Annotated in this window: 21 protein-coding genes; 3 read left to right on the top strand and 18 right to left on the bottom strand. The window is 40.3% G+C overall.

The window, feature by feature from the left end:
* Positions 1 to 153 precede the first annotated feature (153 nt).
* A complete protein-coding gene (locus A5882_RS13835) occupies positions 154 to 378 on the top strand; it encodes a hypothetical protein (protein WP_005235901.1) in 225 nt (74 codons plus the stop codon).
* 176 nt (positions 379 to 554) lie between these two features.
* A complete protein-coding gene (locus A5882_RS13840; protein ID WP_008379975.1) occupies positions 555 to 1,031 on the top strand; it encodes a GNAT family N-acetyltransferase in 477 nt (158 codons plus the stop codon).
* A 69-nt stretch (positions 1,032 to 1,100) separates the two neighbouring features.
* On the opposite strand, the gene A5882_RS13845 is transcribed toward A5882_RS13840, so the two are convergent.
* The 8 genes from A5882_RS13845 to A5882_RS13880 form a co-directional block, all read right to left on the bottom strand.
* Positions 1,101 to 2,144, bottom strand: coding sequence for an AI-2E family transporter (locus A5882_RS13845; protein ID WP_086372980.1), 1,044 nt, complete (start codon positions 2,142 to 2,144; stop codon positions 1,101 to 1,103).
* A 172-nt stretch (positions 2,145 to 2,316) separates the two neighbouring features.
* On the bottom strand, positions 2,317 to 3,174 hold the full coding sequence (locus tag A5882_RS13850; protein ID WP_086372981.1) for a triphosphoribosyl-dephospho-CoA synthase: 858 nt from the start codon (positions 3,172 to 3,174) through the stop codon (positions 2,317 to 2,319).
* 12 nt (positions 3,175 to 3,186) lie between these two features.
* Complete coding sequence (locus A5882_RS13855) at positions 3,187 to 4,272, bottom strand: acyltransferase family protein (RefSeq protein ID WP_086372982.1); 1,086 nt, start codon at positions 4,270 to 4,272, stop codon at positions 3,187 to 3,189.
* Between the two features lie 24 nt (positions 4,273 to 4,296).
* Positions 4,297 to 4,890, bottom strand: a complete 594-nt coding sequence (locus A5882_RS13860) for a malonate decarboxylase holo-ACP synthase (RefSeq protein WP_005231351.1) — start codon at positions 4,888 to 4,890, stop codon at positions 4,297 to 4,299.
* Between the two features lie 3 nt (positions 4,891 to 4,893).
* On the bottom strand, positions 4,894 to 6,576 hold the full coding sequence (gene mdcD / locus A5882_RS13865) for a biotin-independent malonate decarboxylase subunit beta (protein ID WP_086372983.1): 1,683 nt from the start codon (positions 6,574 to 6,576) through the stop codon (positions 4,894 to 4,896).
* Positions 6,566 to 6,865 (bottom strand): malonate decarboxylase subunit delta, encoded by a 300-nt coding sequence (locus A5882_RS13870; RefSeq protein ID WP_005226050.1) that lies wholly within the window; start codon positions 6,863 to 6,865, stop codon positions 6,566 to 6,568. The genes mdcD and A5882_RS13870 overlap by 11 nt, the downstream gene beginning before the upstream one ends.
* Before the next feature lie 25 nt (positions 6,866 to 6,890).
* Positions 6,891 to 8,537: a malonate decarboxylase subunit alpha gene (gene mdcA / locus A5882_RS13875; protein ID WP_086372984.1), complete on the bottom strand. Its 1,647-nt coding sequence runs from the start codon at positions 8,535 to 8,537 to the stop codon at positions 6,891 to 6,893.
* Between the two features lie 5 nt (positions 8,538 to 8,542).
* Entirely contained in the window at positions 8,543 to 9,457 is a 915-nt protein-coding gene (locus tag A5882_RS13880; protein ID WP_086372985.1) for an ACP S-malonyltransferase, read from the bottom strand.
* Positions 9,458 to 9,574: 117 nt separating this feature from the next.
* Here A5882_RS13880 and A5882_RS13885 point away from each other — a divergent pair, with 117 nt between their 5' ends.
* Positions 9,575 to 10,429: a LysR family transcriptional regulator gene (locus tag A5882_RS13885; RefSeq protein ID WP_042890734.1), complete on the top strand. Its 855-nt coding sequence runs from the start codon at positions 9,575 to 9,577 to the stop codon at positions 10,427 to 10,429.
* Between the two features lie 209 nt (positions 10,430 to 10,638).
* On the opposite strand, the gene A5882_RS13890 is transcribed toward A5882_RS13885, so the two are convergent.
* The 10 genes from A5882_RS13890 to A5882_RS13935 form a co-directional block, all read right to left on the bottom strand.
* Positions 10,639 to 11,058, bottom strand: coding sequence for a cupin domain-containing protein (locus A5882_RS13890; RefSeq protein WP_086372986.1), 420 nt, complete (start codon positions 11,056 to 11,058; stop codon positions 10,639 to 10,641).
* Complete coding sequence (locus tag A5882_RS13895; protein WP_086316141.1) at positions 11,059 to 11,403, bottom strand: carboxymuconolactone decarboxylase family protein; 345 nt, start codon at positions 11,401 to 11,403, stop codon at positions 11,059 to 11,061.
* Positions 11,372 to 11,938: a flavodoxin gene (locus A5882_RS13900; protein WP_086372987.1), complete on the bottom strand. Its 567-nt coding sequence runs from the start codon at positions 11,936 to 11,938 to the stop codon at positions 11,372 to 11,374. Before A5882_RS13900 ends, A5882_RS13895 begins: the two co-directional genes overlap by 32 nt.
* Before the next feature lie 164 nt (positions 11,939 to 12,102).
* Complete coding sequence (locus tag A5882_RS13905; protein ID WP_034872660.1) at positions 12,103 to 12,984, bottom strand: LysR family transcriptional regulator; 882 nt, start codon at positions 12,982 to 12,984, stop codon at positions 12,103 to 12,105.
* Positions 12,985 to 13,249: 265 nt separating this feature from the next.
* Complete coding sequence (locus A5882_RS13910; protein WP_086372988.1) at positions 13,250 to 16,567, bottom strand: polysaccharide lyase family 8 super-sandwich domain-containing protein; 3,318 nt, start codon at positions 16,565 to 16,567, stop codon at positions 13,250 to 13,252.
* Positions 16,568 to 16,694: 127 nt separating this feature from the next.
* A complete protein-coding gene (locus A5882_RS13915; RefSeq protein ID WP_016611814.1) occupies positions 16,695 to 17,507 on the bottom strand; it encodes a PTS system mannose/fructose/sorbose family transporter subunit IID in 813 nt (270 codons plus the stop codon).
* Positions 17,497 to 18,291, bottom strand: coding sequence for a PTS sugar transporter subunit IIC (locus A5882_RS13920; protein ID WP_086372989.1), 795 nt, complete (start codon positions 18,289 to 18,291; stop codon positions 17,497 to 17,499). Before A5882_RS13920 ends, A5882_RS13915 begins: the two co-directional genes overlap by 11 nt.
* Before the next feature lie 11 nt (positions 18,292 to 18,302).
* The gene (locus A5882_RS13925) at positions 18,303 to 18,800 is read right to left on the bottom strand and encodes a PTS system mannose/fructose/N-acetylgalactosamine-transporter subunit IIB (RefSeq protein WP_086372990.1); all 498 of its coding nucleotides are present in this window, start codon (positions 18,798 to 18,800) and stop codon (positions 18,303 to 18,305) included.
* Positions 18,801 to 18,822: 22 nt separating this feature from the next.
* Positions 18,823 to 20,010 carry a glycoside hydrolase family 88 protein gene (locus A5882_RS13930; RefSeq protein ID WP_086372991.1) on the bottom strand — a complete coding sequence of 396 codons (1,188 nt, stop codon included), beginning with the start codon at positions 20,008 to 20,010 and terminating at the stop codon, positions 18,823 to 18,825.
* A 156-nt stretch (positions 20,011 to 20,166) separates the two neighbouring features.
* Positions 20,167 to 20,928: a GntR family transcriptional regulator gene (locus A5882_RS13935; RefSeq protein WP_016611818.1), complete on the bottom strand. Its 762-nt coding sequence runs from the start codon at positions 20,926 to 20,928 to the stop codon at positions 20,167 to 20,169.
* Positions 20,929 to 20,969 lie beyond the last annotated feature (41 nt).

The following is a 20,969-nucleotide window of genomic DNA, read 5'->3' on the forward strand; positions in this document are numbered from 1 at the left end:
GCCCCATCGTTTTTGAATAGAACTGACCAGTGGCTACCACTCGGTCAGTTTTTTGTATCAAAAATTGAGCGCTTTCTTTGACGGTATCGAAATGGTTATATTATATTTATTGAGTATATTTTTATACAAATAGAAAAAGAAAGGAAAACGCCCATGACACCAGAAATTATTACTTATCTTATTTGTTTATTGACCTTCGCTTATCTAGCTGTGACGATTTTTACTTTTGTAAAAAATCGCCGGACAGGTGACGGTTATCGCCTCCGAATTTTTTACGTGCTGGCAGCAGCCCTCGTCTTTTTGCTTTCCGTTTATGCAATCGCTACCGGTCAAACCTATGACGACTTGGTTACATCGATAAATGATCTTTTTCAATAAAACACCGTTGGCACGAAGCCCTGCGGATCTCTTCGTTTTTGAACCTCTGGTTGAGGGAAGGATCAAAACGGAAACGAGCCAATGAAAGACTGCTCTTCGATGGCTTTTCATCAGGACCTTCTATACCGAATCAATGTCTTTCAACAAATGATGTCTGACATTTTATGGAGGTGTGCATGCTCATTCAGCTTAAAGAAGCGAAGCTTTCCGATTTACTTTCTATCTACTTGATACAAAAAGCTGCTTTCAAATCTCTCTTTCTCCGTTATCAAGATGGAGAAACTTCTCCCTATTTACAAAGTTTTGAGAAGCTAAACGCAAAGTTTTCTGCGTCGAATACCACTTATTATTTAATCATGACCGCTCAGAAAACCGTGGGATTCCTAAAACTGACGGTTGAGCAGGAGCATACGACGAAGCTATCTTCCATCGCCCTTCTTCCCTCCTACGAGAACCGCGGGATCGGTAGACAAGCAATGACCTTGATTGAAAGGAACGTACAAACAGATACGATACATTTGAATACGATCCTGCAAGAACCCAAGCTGGTTCACTTTTATCATTCTTTGGGGTATTCCCAAACAGGCAGGTTTCAAAGCACCTCTTCAGCAATCTGCTTTGTCTCCTTTACGAAAAAAATTGCTGCGAAATAAAAAAGCCATCTCGCCTTTCATCGGCAGAGATGGTTTTTCTATCAATTGCCATCCTTTACAGCAATCATTTTATTGGTCCTGCAAGGTGTCATCGGTTTTTTTACGCAATCGCGGAATCTCTTTCACATTCATTAAATCTAAAAAGAAAGTAAACAATGGGATCCCAAGGATCAAGCCCCACAAACCAAAGAGATGTTCGCTAAGATACAGGAGAATAAACGTGTAAAACATCGGAATCTCTGTTTTATTGGCCATCAAGCGGGGATTTAAGATATAGGATTCCAACGCATGAACAAACACTATGATCAAAAGAATATAGATCACGTCATTAAATCCGCCGATGGAATAGGCAATAAACGTCAATGGAATACACGAGATGATCACACCAGCAACAGGAATCAAGCTGAGAAAGAAAATCATCAACGCCAAACTCAACAGCTGCGGAAAGCCCATCACCGCTAAGGCGAAGACAGTGATTGCTGTATTAACTAAGGCGATCACCAACTGCGTCTCAATCACATTTCCGAAAGCACGCGTAAACTTAGCTCCTAAATAGTAAACATCTTCAAAGAACCACGCCCCTCGCCCTTGCAAAAATAGCCGAGAAAACGCAACGGTCTTTTTGTTATCGATCATAAAGAAGAAACTAAGCAGAAATGAGATCAGCACCGTCAATGCCAACTCACCGAAATTATACAGATAATTGATCACGACTAGAACGCCGCTTTGTAATTTCTGAATATATTCACTGGTTTGCAATAAATTCAAGACATATTCGATCAATTCATTGTTGGAGTCTGTCCGTTGGTAGAAATCAGCAACGGAATTGACTAATTGGACGGATTGTTTGATGATGATGGGCACATAATTTGTTGCTACTAAATAAAGAATAAAAACAATCAAGCTGTAAGTCAGGATGCTCGTAAGCTTAATGGGCAGATGACTTTTTCGATGGAGCAAAAGAACCAGCCGATAAATCAGATACGTAAAGATAAAGGTCAGCAAAAGAATGGTCATCATACTGCGAAACAAAAAAAGAATGCCCGCAAGCATAAACAGGACCGTCCAGCGCCGCAACACAAGATTTTGAAGAAAAGCATTATAGTATTTCATCTGTAACTCCTTTATTCGTTGCAATGGAGCAACGAAGCATTTCAGTAGTGCCTAAGAATTATCTAATCATTAAACTATGCAAATAGCAAGAGATTTTATTTTTCTTAATCGAGCGAAAAAATGAAACAAAAAATCCTTAGAAGAATCGTTGGCTTTCTTCTAAGGAAAAGAGTTATTGGTAAACGGTCTTTCCTTCGTTTACGGGTAAAACCGAGTTGATGGACAATAAAAAGAAGCTGGCAGCCAATAGATCAGCACTGCCGCCTGGAGACACATTTTCTGACTGGCAGAAGGCTGCTAGTGCATGAAATGCTGGGTTCGGCAACGCTTGCTGATTGGCTTTTTGTGCGAGTTGCTGAACCAGTGCCAGTACCTCTTGATTGCTGCGGTATAAAATACACGTATCGTCCAGTGTAGCGATGATCGCCAACAGCATGTGGAGCCTTTTTTCAGTCTCATTGGAACAATCCCGAGAAAAATAATCCGCTAGAGCGATTTGAACATGGGGGAACCCAGCAGCAGCTTCCCCATACGCACCGAGATGTCCATATTTGGCTTGAACAGTTTTGCCATGACTTTCCGTTTGTTGAGTCAGCGCACGATCAGGAAATGCAGTGAGAAGCTGGATGTCAGAAAAGACTTCTGGCAAAAAAATCCGCTGTTTGCGACTAAGTTGGCTACTGACGGCGCTGATGAGCAAGCCTAATGCCCAAATGGCTCCTTTATGAGTGTTGATGCCACCAGTGGCTGCCAACATCGCCTGTTCTGCCTTCCGACCGATTGCAGCGATTGCTTCCCGCAACTCTTGAGACATGCTGCTTCCCCAAGACACCAAGGCCATTTCTTCAAAGTATGGCGTCAATACTCGAGCTGATCGCAGAAAGAGTGCTTGATCCATATCGTGATGGGCACCTGAATCAATGGCATCCACTAACCCAGGTTTTGGGGACAATGTCACTTCTACAATCAAGGCTTCTTCTACCAATTGGGCGAGTCGTTGACAATTTTCTTCTACAGCAAATGCAAACATCCAACTCCTCCTCTATTTTTTGATTTGACCTTTGATCGTTACCCATAAAACATGCAAAACATAGCTTGTTAAAAAACCACAGCTGGCAGTTGCCAAATAAGCGACGATGATCATGATGCCCATTGGCAGTTGCAGCAACAAATCTTTGAAGCATAGCAACAAAACTTGAAAGACAAAAACATTGGCAAGATAGGTTCGATACGCATAAGTAGATAGCCACTTAAATGTCCCTAACTGAGGGGCATTGTTCTTGATCATAGTTGACCCAAACATAAAGACTGCAAAAATCAATACTAAGCTATATAAGCTTTGCAATGTATTTAAATACGGTGCATGAGCGAAACTTAGATCACCTGCATAATGTAGCAGATGATTGGCAGATAATAGCCCCAATGCTAAACCCACTGGCAAGAAAGCATAGCGAATCTTGTATAGGAAGCGATAGACGGTTTCGTGATAAATCAAAGCGGCTTCGCCATAGATCCCATAGATCACAAAGCTAAAGACAAACCGATCCAATAAATACCAGCTTTCATGATGCGGTCCTTCAAAAACTTGGCGATCATAAAACACATACCAAGCGACATACAAAGCAGTTGCGACGATCAATACTGGCCAAACAGTTTTTTTCTTCGTCAACACTTTGTAGCCTAACCAGACAAAAAACGGCATCAACAATTGGATCTGCAGCATCATGATCGTATACCACAAGTGTGGCGCCGCATCCCCCGTCACATATTTCAGTAAAAACGTTGCTGTATCAGTATAAGGTTTTCCTTGTTGGACAGCGGGAAAGAGCCATAAATAAGCCGTCGTCCAAAGCACATATGGCACGACAAGTTCAAAAAACTTTTCTTTCAAAAATTCTAGATAAGACAGATGTTGACTTGTCTTAACCATGTTATAAACAATAGCAAAAATAAACAGGGGTGCGGTAAATTTCACCAAGACATAAAAGGTACCGATGAATGCTGCAGTCTTTTCATCTTGGGTATTGGATAAGGCAAAAGTCAAAATCGTTTGCATCATTACTGCTGTCACGGCAAATACTTTTTGGAAATCACTGATGTTGATTTTTAAATCGTTGTTCTCAAACATGTTTTTCGCTCACTTTTCTAATAATTACCAAATCTCAGTGGTGAGTTTTGGCCCTTCGTCTGTTTTTACTAAGATTTTTTTTGATGGATGTTCCAAATACTCCTTTAAGGCAAACCCGCCTTGTTTTGTGATAACTTGAACATCGATCTGTTGAAAAAAGGCTGCCTGCTTTTCCAATAGTTCCAGTGGCAGCTTTTCTTTCGTGTCGGCATAAAGCAACAGATCTAAATCACTTGTCGGCTTGATTGCTGCCTGTTTTGCAGCCAATTCAAAACCCAAGCTGCCACCGATTCCCCAAGAATAGTGCTTCAATAAAAGCCGTGCTTGTTGATAGTTGCGGTAAACTGGATAATTGGCTACTTCATTGAATCGAAAGCTCTCACGAGTGATCAATTCCCAAGGATGGATCGTTCGTTTGATCATGTTGCAAGGTGCCTCAAAGGCAAAACGTTCTTGCCGCTTTTCCCCGCGCAACCCCACGGGTAAATAGCTGGGGTTACGGGGTTTCCCACGACGGACGGTCGCAAAAAGCTGTTCTTTTTCAGAAAACCATTTGGGAATATCAATCATATCAAGAACTTCTTTATCTAATTGAACGATATCGTGGGCACGGTTCATTCGTTACTCATTCCATTCTGCATTCATTTTTTCAAATACGTTATTCGTTTCCAGCCGGCCGCTCTTTTTAGCGATCGGATTGGTGTAGCGACTGGTCAACATCGTGTCATTCGTTTTACGCACATCATCAATCGCCTCATTGATCGCTTCAATTACAGTCGCTTTGCTTTCAGAGGTGACAGACTGATCCGTAATGGAGGATAAGAAAGTGAAGATTGCCCCAAGTTTCGTATAATTTTTGATATCATAAGCAATACTTGGTACTTTTTCCGCCGCGGCTTCAATCGCTGCAATCGACCGTTTGGTGACCCGACTTGCACTTTCTTTTGACATTGCTTGAACAGTGATCTTTTCACTATTTAATGCGATCAGACGACTTGATTGCAAGCCATGCGCTAAGAAAGCCCCAGAGATCGCATTACCAGCGATAAAACCGATCACTGGATGACCCGCTTGGCGTAGTTTGGCATAAGCTGCCGCACTGTTTGCTAAAGCTGCATGAATACCAATCAATTCTTCATTGTAGCCATACGCTTGGCTAGGGACATCGATGACCGCAATGATTGGTCGTTTGACTGCTTTCTCTTTGTCTTCTTGATAAACAGTTTCTAACAGGTGGCCCATCTCGTACCCTTCGACTAAACCAACTTCTCCATTGCGTACCCGATACATCGGATTAGTTGGGTTTGGCACGATCGCTGTAACAACGACTTCTTCAGTAAAAAGGTCAGATGCAGCTGCATAGACTGTTGCACTAGTTGAGGTTGGGAACTGCAGATTCGTCAATGCTGAAAACCAATGATAACCGATACTGTCAGCAGCAGCTTCTTGGCCTTCTGTTACAGTAATAGGTGCCACTTCAGTTGCTTTATGCGTTGCAAGAGCCTTATTGTATGCCTCGATAGTCAGCGGCTTTGATAGATCAAGTTCGTTTAAAAGAGAAAGATAAAAACCACTTTTTTCGCTGCGATGACTGTCTTTCTTTTCAACCATCGCCGCAATCACAGCTTCTTGGATCGATTCGACACTGTCAGTCACTAGTTCATCGATCATTTGTGCTGCCAAACGTTGTTTGGCGCCAATGGTATTCCAAATCAAATCTTTATCACTGGAATCAAATTCTCTCACGCCAGCTTCTTGTTCGATGACTTCAGGACCGTTCAAACCGATACGGGCTTTCTTCGTCGCTATCAAGTAGCTCATAAGTGCTGAGGTAATCGACATACCGCCAAAAGAACCCACCCGACCTGGCACTAATCCAATCACTGGCACATACGATTTTATTGCAACGATCAAATTGCCGATTTCTGCAATCGACAATAAGCCGTAATTCGCTTCTTGGAGGCGTACGCCACCAGTATCGAGGATGATGATCGGTGTGATCGGATTGCCCTTTTGGTTTTCTTCCAACACATGAGTCAATGCCGCGATGATTTTAGCACCAGAAACTTCACCGATCCCGCCACCTTGGAATTTTCCTTCCATAGCGATCACGACCACGTTTTCTCCAGAAATCGTTCCACGGCAAACAACGATCCCATCATCGCTTTGTGGCACGATGTCTTGAGCCACCAGATTGGGTGCGATCATTTGGTCGAATGGATCGATCAATTCACGACCGCTCTTGGCATCCAATAATGCGTGCACCCGTTCTCGGGCATTTAATTCTACAAAACTATTCTTCATCTGCTAGTTCCTCCATTGCTTGGGTTAATCGTAGGTAAACCACACCGGGAGTGGCGCCAAAGTCGTTGATCACTATTTGCGCACTGATTGGATAGCGCTCAAAAAAACGTGTCAAGACATTTTGCCACACATCGCCAAAGCCATCACTTCCTGTACAAACTGAAACGGTGGTTTCTTGTTTGTCCGTTGGAAAAAGCAGAATTTCCAAGTCACCAGAACCAACCACGCCAACATGGACTTTTTTGGTGACTGGTTTCGTTGTTTGATACGTATAAGCTAATTTTTCCATCTCTTCTTCTCTCCTCTTGCTCTTATTAAGACCACGTTCTGAATTTCATTGGCGGTTCATACAACCCATCGGACCATTCGATCAAATCATCAACGGTTTGAGCTGCTAGCAATGATCGTTTGGCATCACTGCGTTTGATCCCTAAGTCTTCTGGTAATTTCACGATTCCCGCTTTGCGCAAGGCATCCAGAGAAGCTTTTGTGCTGGTCATTCCTAGTGGGGTTACACCACCGATGGCTGCGATTGCTGCTTGTTTTTCCTCTTTTGAGTTTGCTTTATAAAGATAAGCGATGCCTTCTTCTGTCACGATATGCGTCGTATCTTCGCTATAGATCATAATTGGGGCATTGGCTAAACCAGCTTGCTTTTGGACAGCCAACGCATCTAACGTTTCTACAAAAACAGGTTTTTTATTGGAACCATACGTTTCAACCATTTGAACGACTAATTTTTGTCCTTTTGCTAAAGGATCTGTTTCATCCCGCAAGGATTGCCAAGCTGGAGTCGAATGCCGACGGCCCCCCGGATTATGCCCCATATTTGGTGCACCACCAAATCCAGATAAGCGGCCTTTCGTCACTGTAGAAGAATTTCCTTGATAATCCAGTTGTAAGGTCGAACCGATAAACATATCGATGGCATATTGACCTGCAGTTTGGGATAATGCTCGATTGCTGCGCATCGTGCCGTCTTTTCCGACAAAGAATACATCTGGACGAGCGGCAATGTATTTTTCCATACCAACTTCCCCACCAAAACTGTGGATGCTTTCGACCCAACCAGATTCGATAGCTGGAATCATCGTTGGATGAGGATTCAAGACCCAGTTTTTCGCTACTTTTCCTTTGATTCCAAGGGTTTCTCCATAGGTTGGTAAAAGTAACTCGATCGCAGCGGTATTAAAACCGATCCCATGATTCAACGATTGTACTTCATGTTCTGCATAGATTCCTTTTAATGCCATCATCGCCATCAAAATTTGTAATTCCGTAATGTTTTGCGGATCTCTCGTAAAGAGCGCTTCTAATTGATACGGTTGGTCTGCTACCACGACGACATCGATCCAATCGCTGGGAATGTCGACCCGCGGCAAACGATCGACCACTTCATTAACTTGGACGATCACAATCCCATCTTTGAAGGCTGCTGCTTCGACGATCGTTGGTGTTTCTTCCGTATTGTAACCTGTATAAAGATTTCCTTGGCGATCGGCTTTGTCCGCCGCCACAAGGACCACATTCGGAATCAAGTCGATAAATAAGCGACCATATAATTCCAAATACGTATGAATGTCCCCTAATTTCATGGTTTTGTCTTCAATCATTTGGGCAACGCGCGTACTTTGTGCGCCTGCATAAGAAAAATCGATTTTCGCTGCAATGCCTTTTTCAAATATCGTCAAATGTTCTGGACGGGAGATACTCGACATGATCATATGCAAATTGTTGACTTTTTGAGCATCGACTTGTTCTAAGCTTTTTGATAGAAAGCTTGCTTGTTTTTGATTGTCGCCTTCAAGGACCACTTTGTCTCCCGGACGGATCAACTGTTCTAAGACTTCAATGATTGCTTCCGTTGGGACATATTTCCCATCGAGAAGATGCTCGATTTTTTTCATGGTTTGGGCTTTCTTTTCACGTTTACTTGCCCAGTTTCTTGCAGGTTTTTTCATTGTATTCATCTCCATTTTTGATATAGGAATAAAGCATCATCCATGCCATGTTGATCCAAATTGATCACACGGATCGCTTTGTTTTCACCAAATTTTGCTTGGATCAGTTTTGTTAGGGTATTGCCAGGAGGAAATTCAAGAGCCAAATCAAGTCCTGCTTCGTAGGCAACATCCATGATCTTGTTCCACTGCACCGGATAAGCAATATTTTGCAGCAAATCTCGACGGATCTCTTCAGGGTTCATGGTCATCCGACCATCCGTATTTTTGAGGTAGGGACAGATAGGCACATCAAGGAATACCGTGTTCATAAATGGCGCAAACCGTTTCACGGGTTCTGCCATCAACACACAATGGGACGGGACAGGCACTGCTAAAAGTTTGGCGGTTTGCGCATGATAATCTTTCGCTTGAGCTAGCGTCTTGCGCAAGCCTTTGAGATGACCAGAGATCGTATGCTGCATGGGGCAATTTTCATTTGACAAATAGACGGGAGCAGCAGGATCAAATGTTTTTGCCACGAGCGCTTCTGCTTCACTTCTCGTTACACCAACAAGTACCCCCATGGCATAATCAGTCGGATAGGCTTCTTTCATCAATGTCGCCCGATGATAGACCAAGCTAGCGGCATTTTCGAAACTTAAGCTTTCACAAGCTAACGCAGCGGAAAAAGCGCCAATCGAATGCCCCGCCACAAGCTGAGGTTGCACACCAGAGGTTTTCATCTGGTCCGTGTAAAAAGCCGCTTTTACTAAAAGCGCCAACTGAATAGAGACGGTATCTTGTTCGAGATCCCCCGATACAGGGTGTAAATCAAAGCCTGTCGCCTGTTCTAGCCGATGGAAATAACTGGCAGGTACGTCTTCAAGCATCTTGCTGGTCTGACTGCCTTGTCCTGGGTATACGAAACCTGTACTCATGAAACACCTCCTAAGCAATTTCTCTTTCCTGTGTCATAATAACGGAAGTTTGTTATAATAAAAAATACCAGTTTCGTGAATATCCATAACCAAAAGGTATGGAAAGAGGAGTATCTGATGAACCTTGATCATTTACGCTACTTTAAAAAAGTAGCCGAATCGAAAAATATTACCCAATCTGCACAAGAATTATACATCTCGCAACCTGCCTTGAGCCGTGCCATGAAACACTTAGAAAGTGAACTAGGCGTTCCTTTGTTCTATCATGCCGGTCGGCATATCGAGTTGACGATGTATGCTGAAGAATTTTATCCCTATGTCGTTGAGACGTTAGCACGTTTCGACGAAGGAATGAGTGCGATCCAAGCCTTAAATGGAGAAATGGTCCCGGCAGTGACGATCTACTCTGAAGTCGCTTCTGTTTCCTTGCCCAACTTGGTGGCGACATTCGTTGAAAAGCACCCTGAGATCCAACTTTCGATCAAGCAGCACGGCAGTAAGGAGACCAACAAAGAACAAGCCTTCTACATTACCTCTGAGCCAAAGAACGGCTTGACTAATCTGCCGATATTCACGGAACCCATCTTATTGGCGATCCCCCAAAAGCACCCCATGGCAGAAAAAAAAGACTTGCAAGTTGCCGATATCCAACACGTGCCTCTGCTGATGCTGGTTGAAAACAGCCCGCTGCGTAGAACCATCGACGAAGCTTTTGAAGCAAAAAAAATCAGTTTGACTATCGGCTCAACGACGGACGATCCAGCGACGCTGCGCTCCCTTATCAATCAAGGACTAGGAATCACCTTCTTTCCTAAAATTACTTGGGGTTATGAAGATGAGGCACCTTTCGTTTTACGTGAACTAGCAGATTTCCCCTTATCAAGGACGATTTATTTGGCATCAAGCTTTACGAAAGGTCATCCCATGACAAAATTGATTGCAAAAACCTTGATTGAATTTTATCTTGGTTAAACAAAAAGAAGCGTCCACTCGCACGTTAATTGTGCAAGTGGACACTTCTTTTTGTTTCCTATTTACCCCGGTTGAATCATCGAATCGACCGTACATTCATTCACATTGATCTCTTCAATCTCTTTTGACTAGCCACAGTATTGGCTGCAGTCAAGTGAGACCCCATAAGATTTGTTACACGCCTTCCAGTACGGCTGCCTTATCATCGCTTATGCATCGGGCAATTGATCGTATTCTTCATCACTGACTGCTTCTAACCATTCTGAAGCACCAGCAGTAATCGCTACATGGGCAAACCAACTATTTTTTGCTGCACCATGCCAATGTTTGACCCCTTCCTTGATGACTACGACATCACCAACAGTAAGTTTTTGCGGTTTCTTTCCTGCTTCTTGGTACCAGCCTTCTCCTGAAGCCACCAACAACAATTGATACCCACCATCAATATGCCGATGCCAATTGTTGCGGCAACCCGGTTCAAAGGTCACATTGCCAACGTTGACTGGAATCGCTGAATCAGCTACTAAAGGATTCAAGTAACTCTGACCGCTAAAATATTGCGCATAGGCATCATTTTTATTGCCTAATGAAAAAATACCTGCTTCATTTGCTGCATCGAGTTCGGACATTTATTTTTCCTCCAATTCAGCTAGCTCTTCTTGATAAACCGTTTTGGCGATGTTAAAAGCAGACCAAGCTTTAGGCCAGCCAACATAGAAAGCCAGATGAGTGATTACTTCTGCAATTTCTTCTGCAGTGATCCCGTTTTCCTTGCCAATCGTCAGATGGGCAGTCAATTGTTCGAAATTGCCACCGGAAATCAAGGCCGATATCGTCAATAAACTTCTCGTATGAGGAGCCAATTCTGCCTCACGTGACCAAACTTCACCAAATAACACATCATCATTCAGTTGCGCGAATTTCGGCGCAAAGTTGCCTAAGTTATCTCTTCCTGCTGTTTGTTTCTTGACCATATCGATCGACTCCTTCATCTATTTTAATGAAATGCTGATTTAACCAATTTTGAATAGCTATATCCGCTTTAGCTACTCTTGAACCACGAACAGCTAATCCAGGATAAACAGTTGCTTCAGGACAAATCTTTTTAAAGTCTTCAATGCTATTGCCGAATCCTGAGCCTTCATGAGTACAAAACGGAAATATACTCTTCCCTATCAATCGGTGATCTTTTAAAAAACTCGCTAGGATCATCGGGTATGTGCCCCACCAATTGGGAAAACCGATAAACAAGACCCGTTCTTTAAAAAACGCTGCCGATATCTCTTGATAGAAGGGGAATTCATTGGCCGCTTTTTCTTTTTTTGCTAGCTCGACCATTGCTTGATAGCTTTCAGGGTAAGGATAAGCCGGTTCAAGAGAATAAAGCGGGCATTGTAATTTCTCTGCTATTTTCTCTGCTAGAACCCGCGTATTTCCCACTATCAGCTTTTTTCGTTGCCCTTCAATAAGATTCTCCCCTGCTCGTGAATAAACAAGTATTGCCGGCATTTTGTCACCTCCTTGTTTTCTCTTCTTTGTATATTCAATAGTAAGGCAAAGCGGAGCCGTTGAATAATGCTTTTTATAAAAAGTCCCTATGCTTACGAAGCATAGGGAGAGGTGGAAGCCAAAAGAAGCGGATCACTCCACTTCTTTTGGCTTTTAGGATGCAATTATTCAAAAGCGTCACGAAAGCGGGCAATGAACGCCGTCACAACCGGCGACATTACACGATTTCTTTTCCACACCAAGACACAGCTGGTTTCGATTTGAGGGACTAAAGGCAAAAATTTGATCGTTTCATCCCTCCGTTCTCCGACTGCTCCGCTGATGGTCAACGCCGACCCAACATGGTTTTCTACCAAGGAAAAGACATTGAAAATCAAGTTATATGTTCCAACGATCGGTAATTCTTCTATTGGTATTTTTGACCATTGACTAAACATTTGCTGCACTTCCGGACGCCTTGACACTAGCAAAGGCACCCCTTTAATATCTTCTGGTGTGATCTCCTCTTTATGGGCGAGAAAAGAATCAGCTGATGTCAGCATGCCCCAAGTTTCTTTTCTTGGTAGAACGACTTTTTCGTATTTCTCGATTTTGATGGGTTCGATCAAAATCGCCAAATCCAATAAGCCTTTCTCCAAACGCTCGTTGATATCATCTCCTGTGCCGCTGTGAATATGAAAGCGGACATCTGGATAGTCACTGATAAATTCTTCCAACATCAAGGAAAGCGTGTCGGAATTATCTGCTTCCACACAGCCAATTGTGAAATGACCACTAAACAACTGTCTCTTACGATCTTCAAACTCTTGCATGGTTTGATCCGTTAGACTCAATATCTCCTCGGCACGGCTTTTTAAAAAACGACCTGCTTCGGTTAAGAGCATTGTACGATTATCACGAATGAAAAGAGCCGTTCCTAATTCATCTTCTAATTCTTTTAATTGACGGCTCAATGTCGGTTGGGTGATGTGGAGCACTTCTGCAGCTTGAGAAATTGTCCCTTCCTCTGCAATCGTGAAGAAATATTTTAATAAACGAAATTCCACTAAATCGCCTCCTCTTTTTTGCAACATTGTAACTCTTAGCAATGAAAAGAATCATCCTACTTCTTGGTCTATTCATTTTTAATAATAACAAAGAATCGCTAATTCAGCGAATCATGCTAAAAAAGCGGAGAAGACTGTAGAATTTTAAGAAGATCGTTTTATGGAATGACATGAGAAAATTGTTCGCACATTAATAATAGAGGGACAAAAAGACTTGCCCCACTATTATGATAGCCAATCAAGTTAAGCTATTATTTGGTTTTCTTTACTTTTTGTTAAATAGAATCTGGCTATTTTGACCATTTGAACCTGTTGGATCAATTTCGATTTCCCAGTAATCGAGACCATCTAAAGAAGTGATTTTTTTCGCTGAAATATTACTATCTGCTTCTTTAATACGATAACCATCGTCTTTTAGATGAATCAAATCCTTTTGAGCACGCTTCATTGTAGGATCTGAATGTGAAAGTATAATCGTTTCATCGCTGTCCACTCGTGTAAGTGCCATTGGGGTTTGAAATTTCATATCAAGGATTTCGACTTCGGTTTCATTATAGACATTAATACCAATTACATTATTTGACTGTACTGCATGAATGTTTTTATCATTGCGCAATATTTTAGCGGGTTCAATTTTTTCGAATTCAGTTCTGTCCCTATTAGGATAGATAGCATAGTTGTACTCATCTTCTTGATGGATATGCGTTTTCCACATTGTAAAGTAGCTTCTCGTAATCGGGTCAATGCTCCCTGATCCATTGATCCGATTCCAACTATCTGTACGTTCTTCAATCATCAAAGTTAAATCTTGAGGGTTGATAAATTTATATCCGATAGATTGTTGCGGATCAGAAGCCTCCAAATAAACACTTTCAACATTAGAAAAGCTTTGTTGTCCATTTGATAAATCAATCTGTTCATTATTCACAAATAATCTGTAATCAATCGTCTCATTTAGCTTTCGGTTCTCTATAACTGTTTCAATGATACGGTCATTTTGAAAGTTTATATTACTTCCAATAGCAACAAGCTCGTCACCAAGGATGAACCATGACTTTTGAGCTGTCAACGTTCTTTCATAATTGATAAAATCCATGACAAAACTACCATAACGATCATCAACGGTGGAACCTCCCACGAAGTCTGTTTCCGCTACACTATAACCGCTTTGATCAAGTCGAATTTGCTTATCCACAGTAATACCTGGCAATCTATAGGGATCAACTGTCGCCCAAAAGTCTTGATTAAATTGATTTAGATCATCATTATATAGATAAAGCATTCCATCGCCCGTATGCCATCCTTGAAGGTTTTCATTATTCATTGTTTCGTATCGTTTGATTCTACTAGAGGACATACTTAACCCAAAACTAAAATCAAAATCTTTATTAAAATAGGTCATTCGATCCATATTCGCAAAATTTGTAAGTTTTGTTGTGTAAGGACTATCGGAGGCTATATCAGGATTAGATAATATTGTTTTTGCTAGTGCAATATCTCTAAAGCTTGATAAACTATTTAAGTAGTCAAAATTCGCACTATTTGCTTCTATCCAATGCTTAGCAAAATGAAAATATCTTTCGCTGTTCGATAGTTCTGGAATACTCGCAAAACGAATCATCGCTTTTGTCATTTCAGCTCCAGCAACATTGCTCTCCATTTGGCTCCTTGAGATAGCTCTTCCTCTGACCATATCCATCATATTTCCTTTATACATGAACGGGACGATTGATTCTTGAATCCAGAAATCTATCACTTTAACTATACTATCAGCTGGAAAATAGTCTGTTGACTGAGTCATTGTGAATATCTGTGAGATACCATCAAGAAGAACATTTCCATATGAACCAATATAAGGAACGTTGTCATGTTGTAAAAACGAACCATCAGTATAAAAGCCATCACCCTCGGTTACAAAAGGATAAACTTTTTCTAATGCGCTTATCGCTTCACTAACACCAGAATCATTTTCTTCCAAGATGCTTTTAATTAGTATTATTCGGGTATTATCCACTTGATTAGCTCCAGTTGCTTCAAGTGCAAGTTCTGGATTTACACTATATCTATTATAATTGACATCTGGCAAAAAACGTTCAATCGGTCTTAAAAAATCGCCAATTTGTTCTTGTGATAAAAAAGGATGTAAAGTGGTAACTAAGTCATTAATTGCTCGCGGAACGCCAATTTCCCAATCCCACCAGTTTCCATACGTTTGGACAGAGAGATTATACTTATAAATGTACATCCATTCTAATCCCGAAAAGACATCCTCTAATAAATTTCTGTTGAGATAATATTCTGAACAAGGATTGGTTGCTGACAGAGCTAAAGTCGTTAAATTTCTAAAACTAGTTGTTAAATTAGCTGATGCTGTCAATTCAGATTGTTCTTCCCACAAAGCTTCCTTATCTTCATCTTTATTCAATGTTTCCCATAATAGGTTGGCTGTTCTATCCATTGATCTTTGCTTATCAATCATTAACGAATCATCAGAATTAAAATAGTTAGCTCCCAGAATCATTTCGTGCCACTTTGTTCTCATGTCATCAAATTTGTTGTGGTCACCTTTATCAATAGATACATCAACGAGAACGATCAGCTCACCACTTGTATTGGTTATTTTTATTCGTGTTGTTCCCTCTCTTTTAGGCAGAATAATCCCATCAAAGACCTCTAATAAATCTTGGTTTTCCACAAAAACGTCTAATTCTTCAAGTGGTTGGAAGAGAGGTATGATATGCATTTGATCTAATGTAAGATGTACATTATCATGTCTATCTTTTGTAACAAAAATGGGGATACTTACTTGAATAGTCTCATTTTTATCGCTAATAATGATCTCACTGGTCCCTGATGCTACACCAGTAACATACCCCCGCTCATTTACTTGAGCTACCTTTGGATCACTTGAAGAAAAAGATAGGTTTTTCCGAGGGAAATCTTCGGGGTAAGTTTCCAGCTCGATTAACTGGCGTTCACCAATTTGCAAATGCAGCTCTTCTTGAGAAATGATAATCTCTTGAATTTCTTCATATATGCGATCATACAAACGTGCATTTCTGTATTCAATTAATCCCGAGGTATTATCAAAAAAAAGCTCCAATTTTACTTGTTCCGTATCTGCTCCAGTCGTAAAAGTAACTGCAAGGCTTTCCCATCCCGAAGTTCCTGAAACAGCTTCACTAGAGTAAAGAGATATCTGAGTTCCATTTTCCATGTACTGAACCCTTATTCTTCCACCAAGTGCATTAGAAATATCTGTTGCTTTCACCTCGACAATTGCGCGATATTCTGTATTTGGACGAACAGGTATACCTTCTTGAAAAACTGCTGCACGACTGACTTGATTGGAAGAAATTTCAATGCTGTTTTCTTCTGTTACTCTCACTTTTGGACGGATATCTGAAGGGAACCAAAGGCGCCAGTGATCTGCTCCAATTGAATCATGCCACCCATTCGTATTCTCAGATTGTTGTGAAAAGTCCCCGTTCAATAATAAATTATGTTCAATCGTTGTGCTGTGAACATTGATTGGTAGTATAAGCAAATGGATCAGAAACAGAAATAAAGCAAGTATTTTCATATTTTTCCTTTCTGCATTAGGCGGAGGCTTCTTGTCATCATATACATAAAGAAACTGTCATTGAGTTGAATAAAAACCGAATAACTATTAAATTGATAGAACTATGGTCTAATAACTACATGAAAAGTCATCCAAGGATACCTGACAGCGACCCTAAAATACCCAAAACAAACAATAAAATGAGCAGCTTGTAAACATTCCAATTCTTCTTTTTAATTAGATAATAAACCATAATCGTAACTAATCCAGGCAAGAGCCGAGGCAAAATTTGATCAAAAACAGTTTGGAGCGCTACTACTTGTTGTTCGCCATCAATAGTTGTTGCGTACTCGATCGCCATTTCAGCTTTTACGAAGCTCACCGCTAAACCAGAGATAACTGTGACTCCTACAATATTCGCTGCCCGAGAGATTTGGTTGATTTTTTGGCTGAGCATTTCAATCGCACTTGTGCCCATTCGATAACCTAGCCAGCCTAAAAGACACTTAAGAAACAGATTAAAGCCAATCATACAAACCAAAAACATGATTGGACTAGCAGTAATACCCGCAATCGCCATGCTAGCAAAAATCGTTGAAAATAACGGTGCTACACCAAATTGAGATATTGCATCCCCAATTCCTGCCAAAGGACCCATTAATGCCATTTTTATACTTCTAATTTTTGATACATCTTCCCCGTGATCAAGCATTGCTAATTGTAAGCTAGTAACAAAGGGAACTGTTTGAGGATTGACATTATAAAATTCCAAGTTATCAATAGTGGCTTTTTTCAATGCTTCCTGATCATCTTTGTAGATCTTTTTTAATCCCGGAAAAATAATATTTGCATAACCCGTTCCTTGATACGTGTTATAGTTGAAGCCATTTTGGAGGAAATATGAGCGCATAGTTGCTATAAAATAATCGTTTTTCGTTAGTTTTTGTTCTTTAGATTCCATCTTCTTTGATTCCTCCTTGTTGAGCGAAAGTCATTGAAAGTTCTTGTCTTTTTTCTTGATTATAGTAATCGATCATTGCAAATACTGCTCCTACTAATGCAATCGCCATAACAGGTAAATCTAAATACGCAATACAAATGTAGCCTAAGATCACGTAAGGAATAACGTCTTTGGAAACCATGACCGATAGAATCATCGCAAAACCGATTGCGGGTAGTAAGCCTCCAGCAACAGTCAGTGCTTGAACCAATTCATTCGGAATCATTTCGACAAATTTTCTAAGAGGCTCCATACTTAAAGCAGAAAGTAATGCAATAAAGAATCCCACAAAGAAAAAACTAATGAAAGTTGTATGTGCAAACCATTTAAAGCGTTTGAAACGGCCATTTTCTACCGAAACTCTTGCAGCTTCGGATGAACCAGCACATACTGTATAAATGAGTGTCTGGCAAATTTGAAATAATACTGCAAATGGATAAGATAATGCCAAGGCACTTTCAGGTGTGACCCCTTTATCTTTTAAAGTTATCGCCATTATGGTCCCCACCACTCCTGGACCTAAAGGATTAGGCGGAACCGTTCCCCCAGCGCCAACGCCAAATCCCATAAAAGCAAGTTCACCAATGGCACCCATCATTAATCCAGTCTGAACATCACCAAGAATCAACCCTACAAAAAAGGAAAGGACAATGCAACGATTTGTAAAAATGCCTAGCAATAGACCCGAATAACAAACGCCTGCCATAAGTGCCAGTAAAAAAGCTTGCATAATTGATATATTCATTTTATTATCTCCTATTCTTTTTCAAGATGAGACATGAGTTGTTTCAATGAATCAACGTCTGGAGCCATCGGTGAGGTACGAGTATCAAACTTGATGTGGAATGTATTCTTTAATTCTTTTAACGCTCTTTTATCTTCTTCACCGATAAAAATATAGTTGGATATTTTCGTTTTTCCTACTGCATTGTGAATGTTCCCCACATTGATTTGCTTAATCGGTACACCACCTTTGACAAGTACTAATGCATCCTGCGGATTAGCCACAACGATAAAAATCATTTGCTTAGGCGAGGCTTTATGAATGATTTCGCATGTTTGTTGAATCGTGAAAAAGCGCATGCTCACATTTTGTGCCACCGCTTTCATCAATTGTTGTTGAAATGGATCATTTGCGGCTTGATCGTTAGCTACGATACATAAGTTGACACCCAATGATTTGATCCACATTTGACCTTGACCATGTATCAAGCGTTCATCAATTCGTGTCATTTTAATATTTGGTTGTGCCATTTGATTCCCTCCTTTAGTCTTTTTACCAAAATAATTGCCAGTTTTTTTTATGTCTTACCAGTGCTTCCATATAGAAGTAATCTCCCCAGATATTCCCTTCATTCACACCCTTTCCGGAATGCCAGGAATAGACCCCTTCATTGATGAGCGCTACAGCCCCTGTGCCCTTTTTTTCTGTGTAACGGTTTATTAAATTTCTTAGCATAACTTGTTGGATATTGTGATACATTTCTTTCATAGGATGGTTGTCCGCTAGATATTTTTCCATTTCATTCATACCACAAAGGGTTATTGCACTAGCAGAAGTATCCCGAGGTTGGTCAGATCCCTCTTCAAAAATCAAATCCCAAAAACAGATTAAATCACTAGGCAAACGATTTAAAAAGTAATTCGTTACAGCTTCATAAAGCTTTATATTTTCCTCCTTTCTACAATAATGCTGATTTAATGCTATTCCATAAATCAACCAGCTTTGACCGCGTGCCCAACTGGAGTCGTCAGAAAATCCTTGCTTCGTTTTACCATATAGGGGCTGACCTGTTGTGGGATCGAAATAATAAGTATGGAATGCTGAAGCATTTTCTCGAATCGCATATTTAATGGTGGTCTTATAATGTTTCTCTGCCACAGCTTTATAGATATCGTCACCTGTCTCCTCATATGACCAATGCAATAATGGTAGATTTAAGAGACAGTCAACAATTAAACGATATTCATTAGAGTCATCCAAATCTCCCCAAGCTTGTATAAATTTCCCTTTATTTTGAAATCGCTCAACGAGTTTGTCAGCTGCGCTAATGGAAAGTTCTCTAGCTTGGGAATTGCCTGTGATTTTGTAACAACTGACACACGAAAGAGTATAAAGGAAACCTAGATCATGATGATTGATTTCTATATTTTGAGACAATCTTCTGGAAAAGCTTTCTATATGCTTTTCTGCTAAATCCTTATACTTATTTTCCTTGGTAATATCATATGCAATCCATAAAATGCCTGTCCAAAAAGCCGTCGTCCATTCTGTGTTATCAATAACTTGGTAATTTTGGTTTTTAGTGGCAGGTGCAGGAAATTTCTCTCCAAATATAGCCATATTTTGATCAATTTTTTGTAAACACTCGTTAATCGCTTGATCAATTTCTTTCGTACTTAATTCTGATACTTCTAGTTTTTGATAATTCTCCTTTAAAGGTTCAATTCTTTTCAAAAGCATGTTTTTCCTCCATTCACAACTTATAGCGTTAACGTGTTATCTGATTGCAGTATATAATATTCTCGTTTGCTACGCAAGCGTTTTCAAGATTATTTATTTTAATGGAATAAAAAAAGCATATAACGCAGCTATATGCTTTTGAAATATAGATGTTAACTAATTAATAATATCAATACTATAGTAATCAGGATGAATAAATGCCTGGTCATATTCAATAGCATTTTCAAAACGATCATAAACAATTCGATTCCTCACAAACAAAGCTGCTGGTCGATTATTCTTAAAATAGCTTTTCATTATTTTCTGATCTTTCTCTGATAAACTATCTATGATCGATTCAAAGTCAGATACAGAGATTGTCATTTTCTCTGATTCTGGTATTTGGTTTAAATCTTCTAGTACTTTAGTAAATGACAGCCCCTTTTTCAGCTGAGCGATTGGAATATCTGTCGGTCCACTGATATGTGCATATCTAAATTGAAGTTTCCACGGCTTATTATTAATAAATGCAACTTGACTTAGTTTTAAAAACGGTACTTTTGTCTCTTCAAACGAAGGAGCATGTAAAATCTTTGCTATATCTGAATTCGTTATTTGTTGAATGAGATCTACCGCTTCCACGACAGTCTTTTCAGATATTGGTTCTTTTTTATCATTAGTCAAGGGGCGTGTATTTTCACTAAAGAAAACACGTTTATTTAGAATGTTTTTTCGTACAAATGTTCCTTCGCCTTGTCTCCGAATGAGATAACCTTGTGCAACCAGATCATTCATCACTTTGATGACGGTTGTATTACTTACCCCATATTTTGCTTTCAAGTCTCCCTCTGAATAGATACGGTCCCCCGGTTTAAATTTACCAGCTTCAATATCTCGAAGAATATCTTGTTTGATTTTTTCATATTTTAATACAGCCACTTTTAGTCCCCCTAAAACAATCTTTATGTACGCAATTTTAG

The organism is Enterococcus sp. 4E1_DIV0656 (assembly GCF_002140695.1).
In the GTDB taxonomy this organism is placed as follows: domain Bacteria; phylum Bacillota; class Bacilli; order Lactobacillales; family Enterococcaceae; genus Enterococcus_D; species Enterococcus_D entomosocium.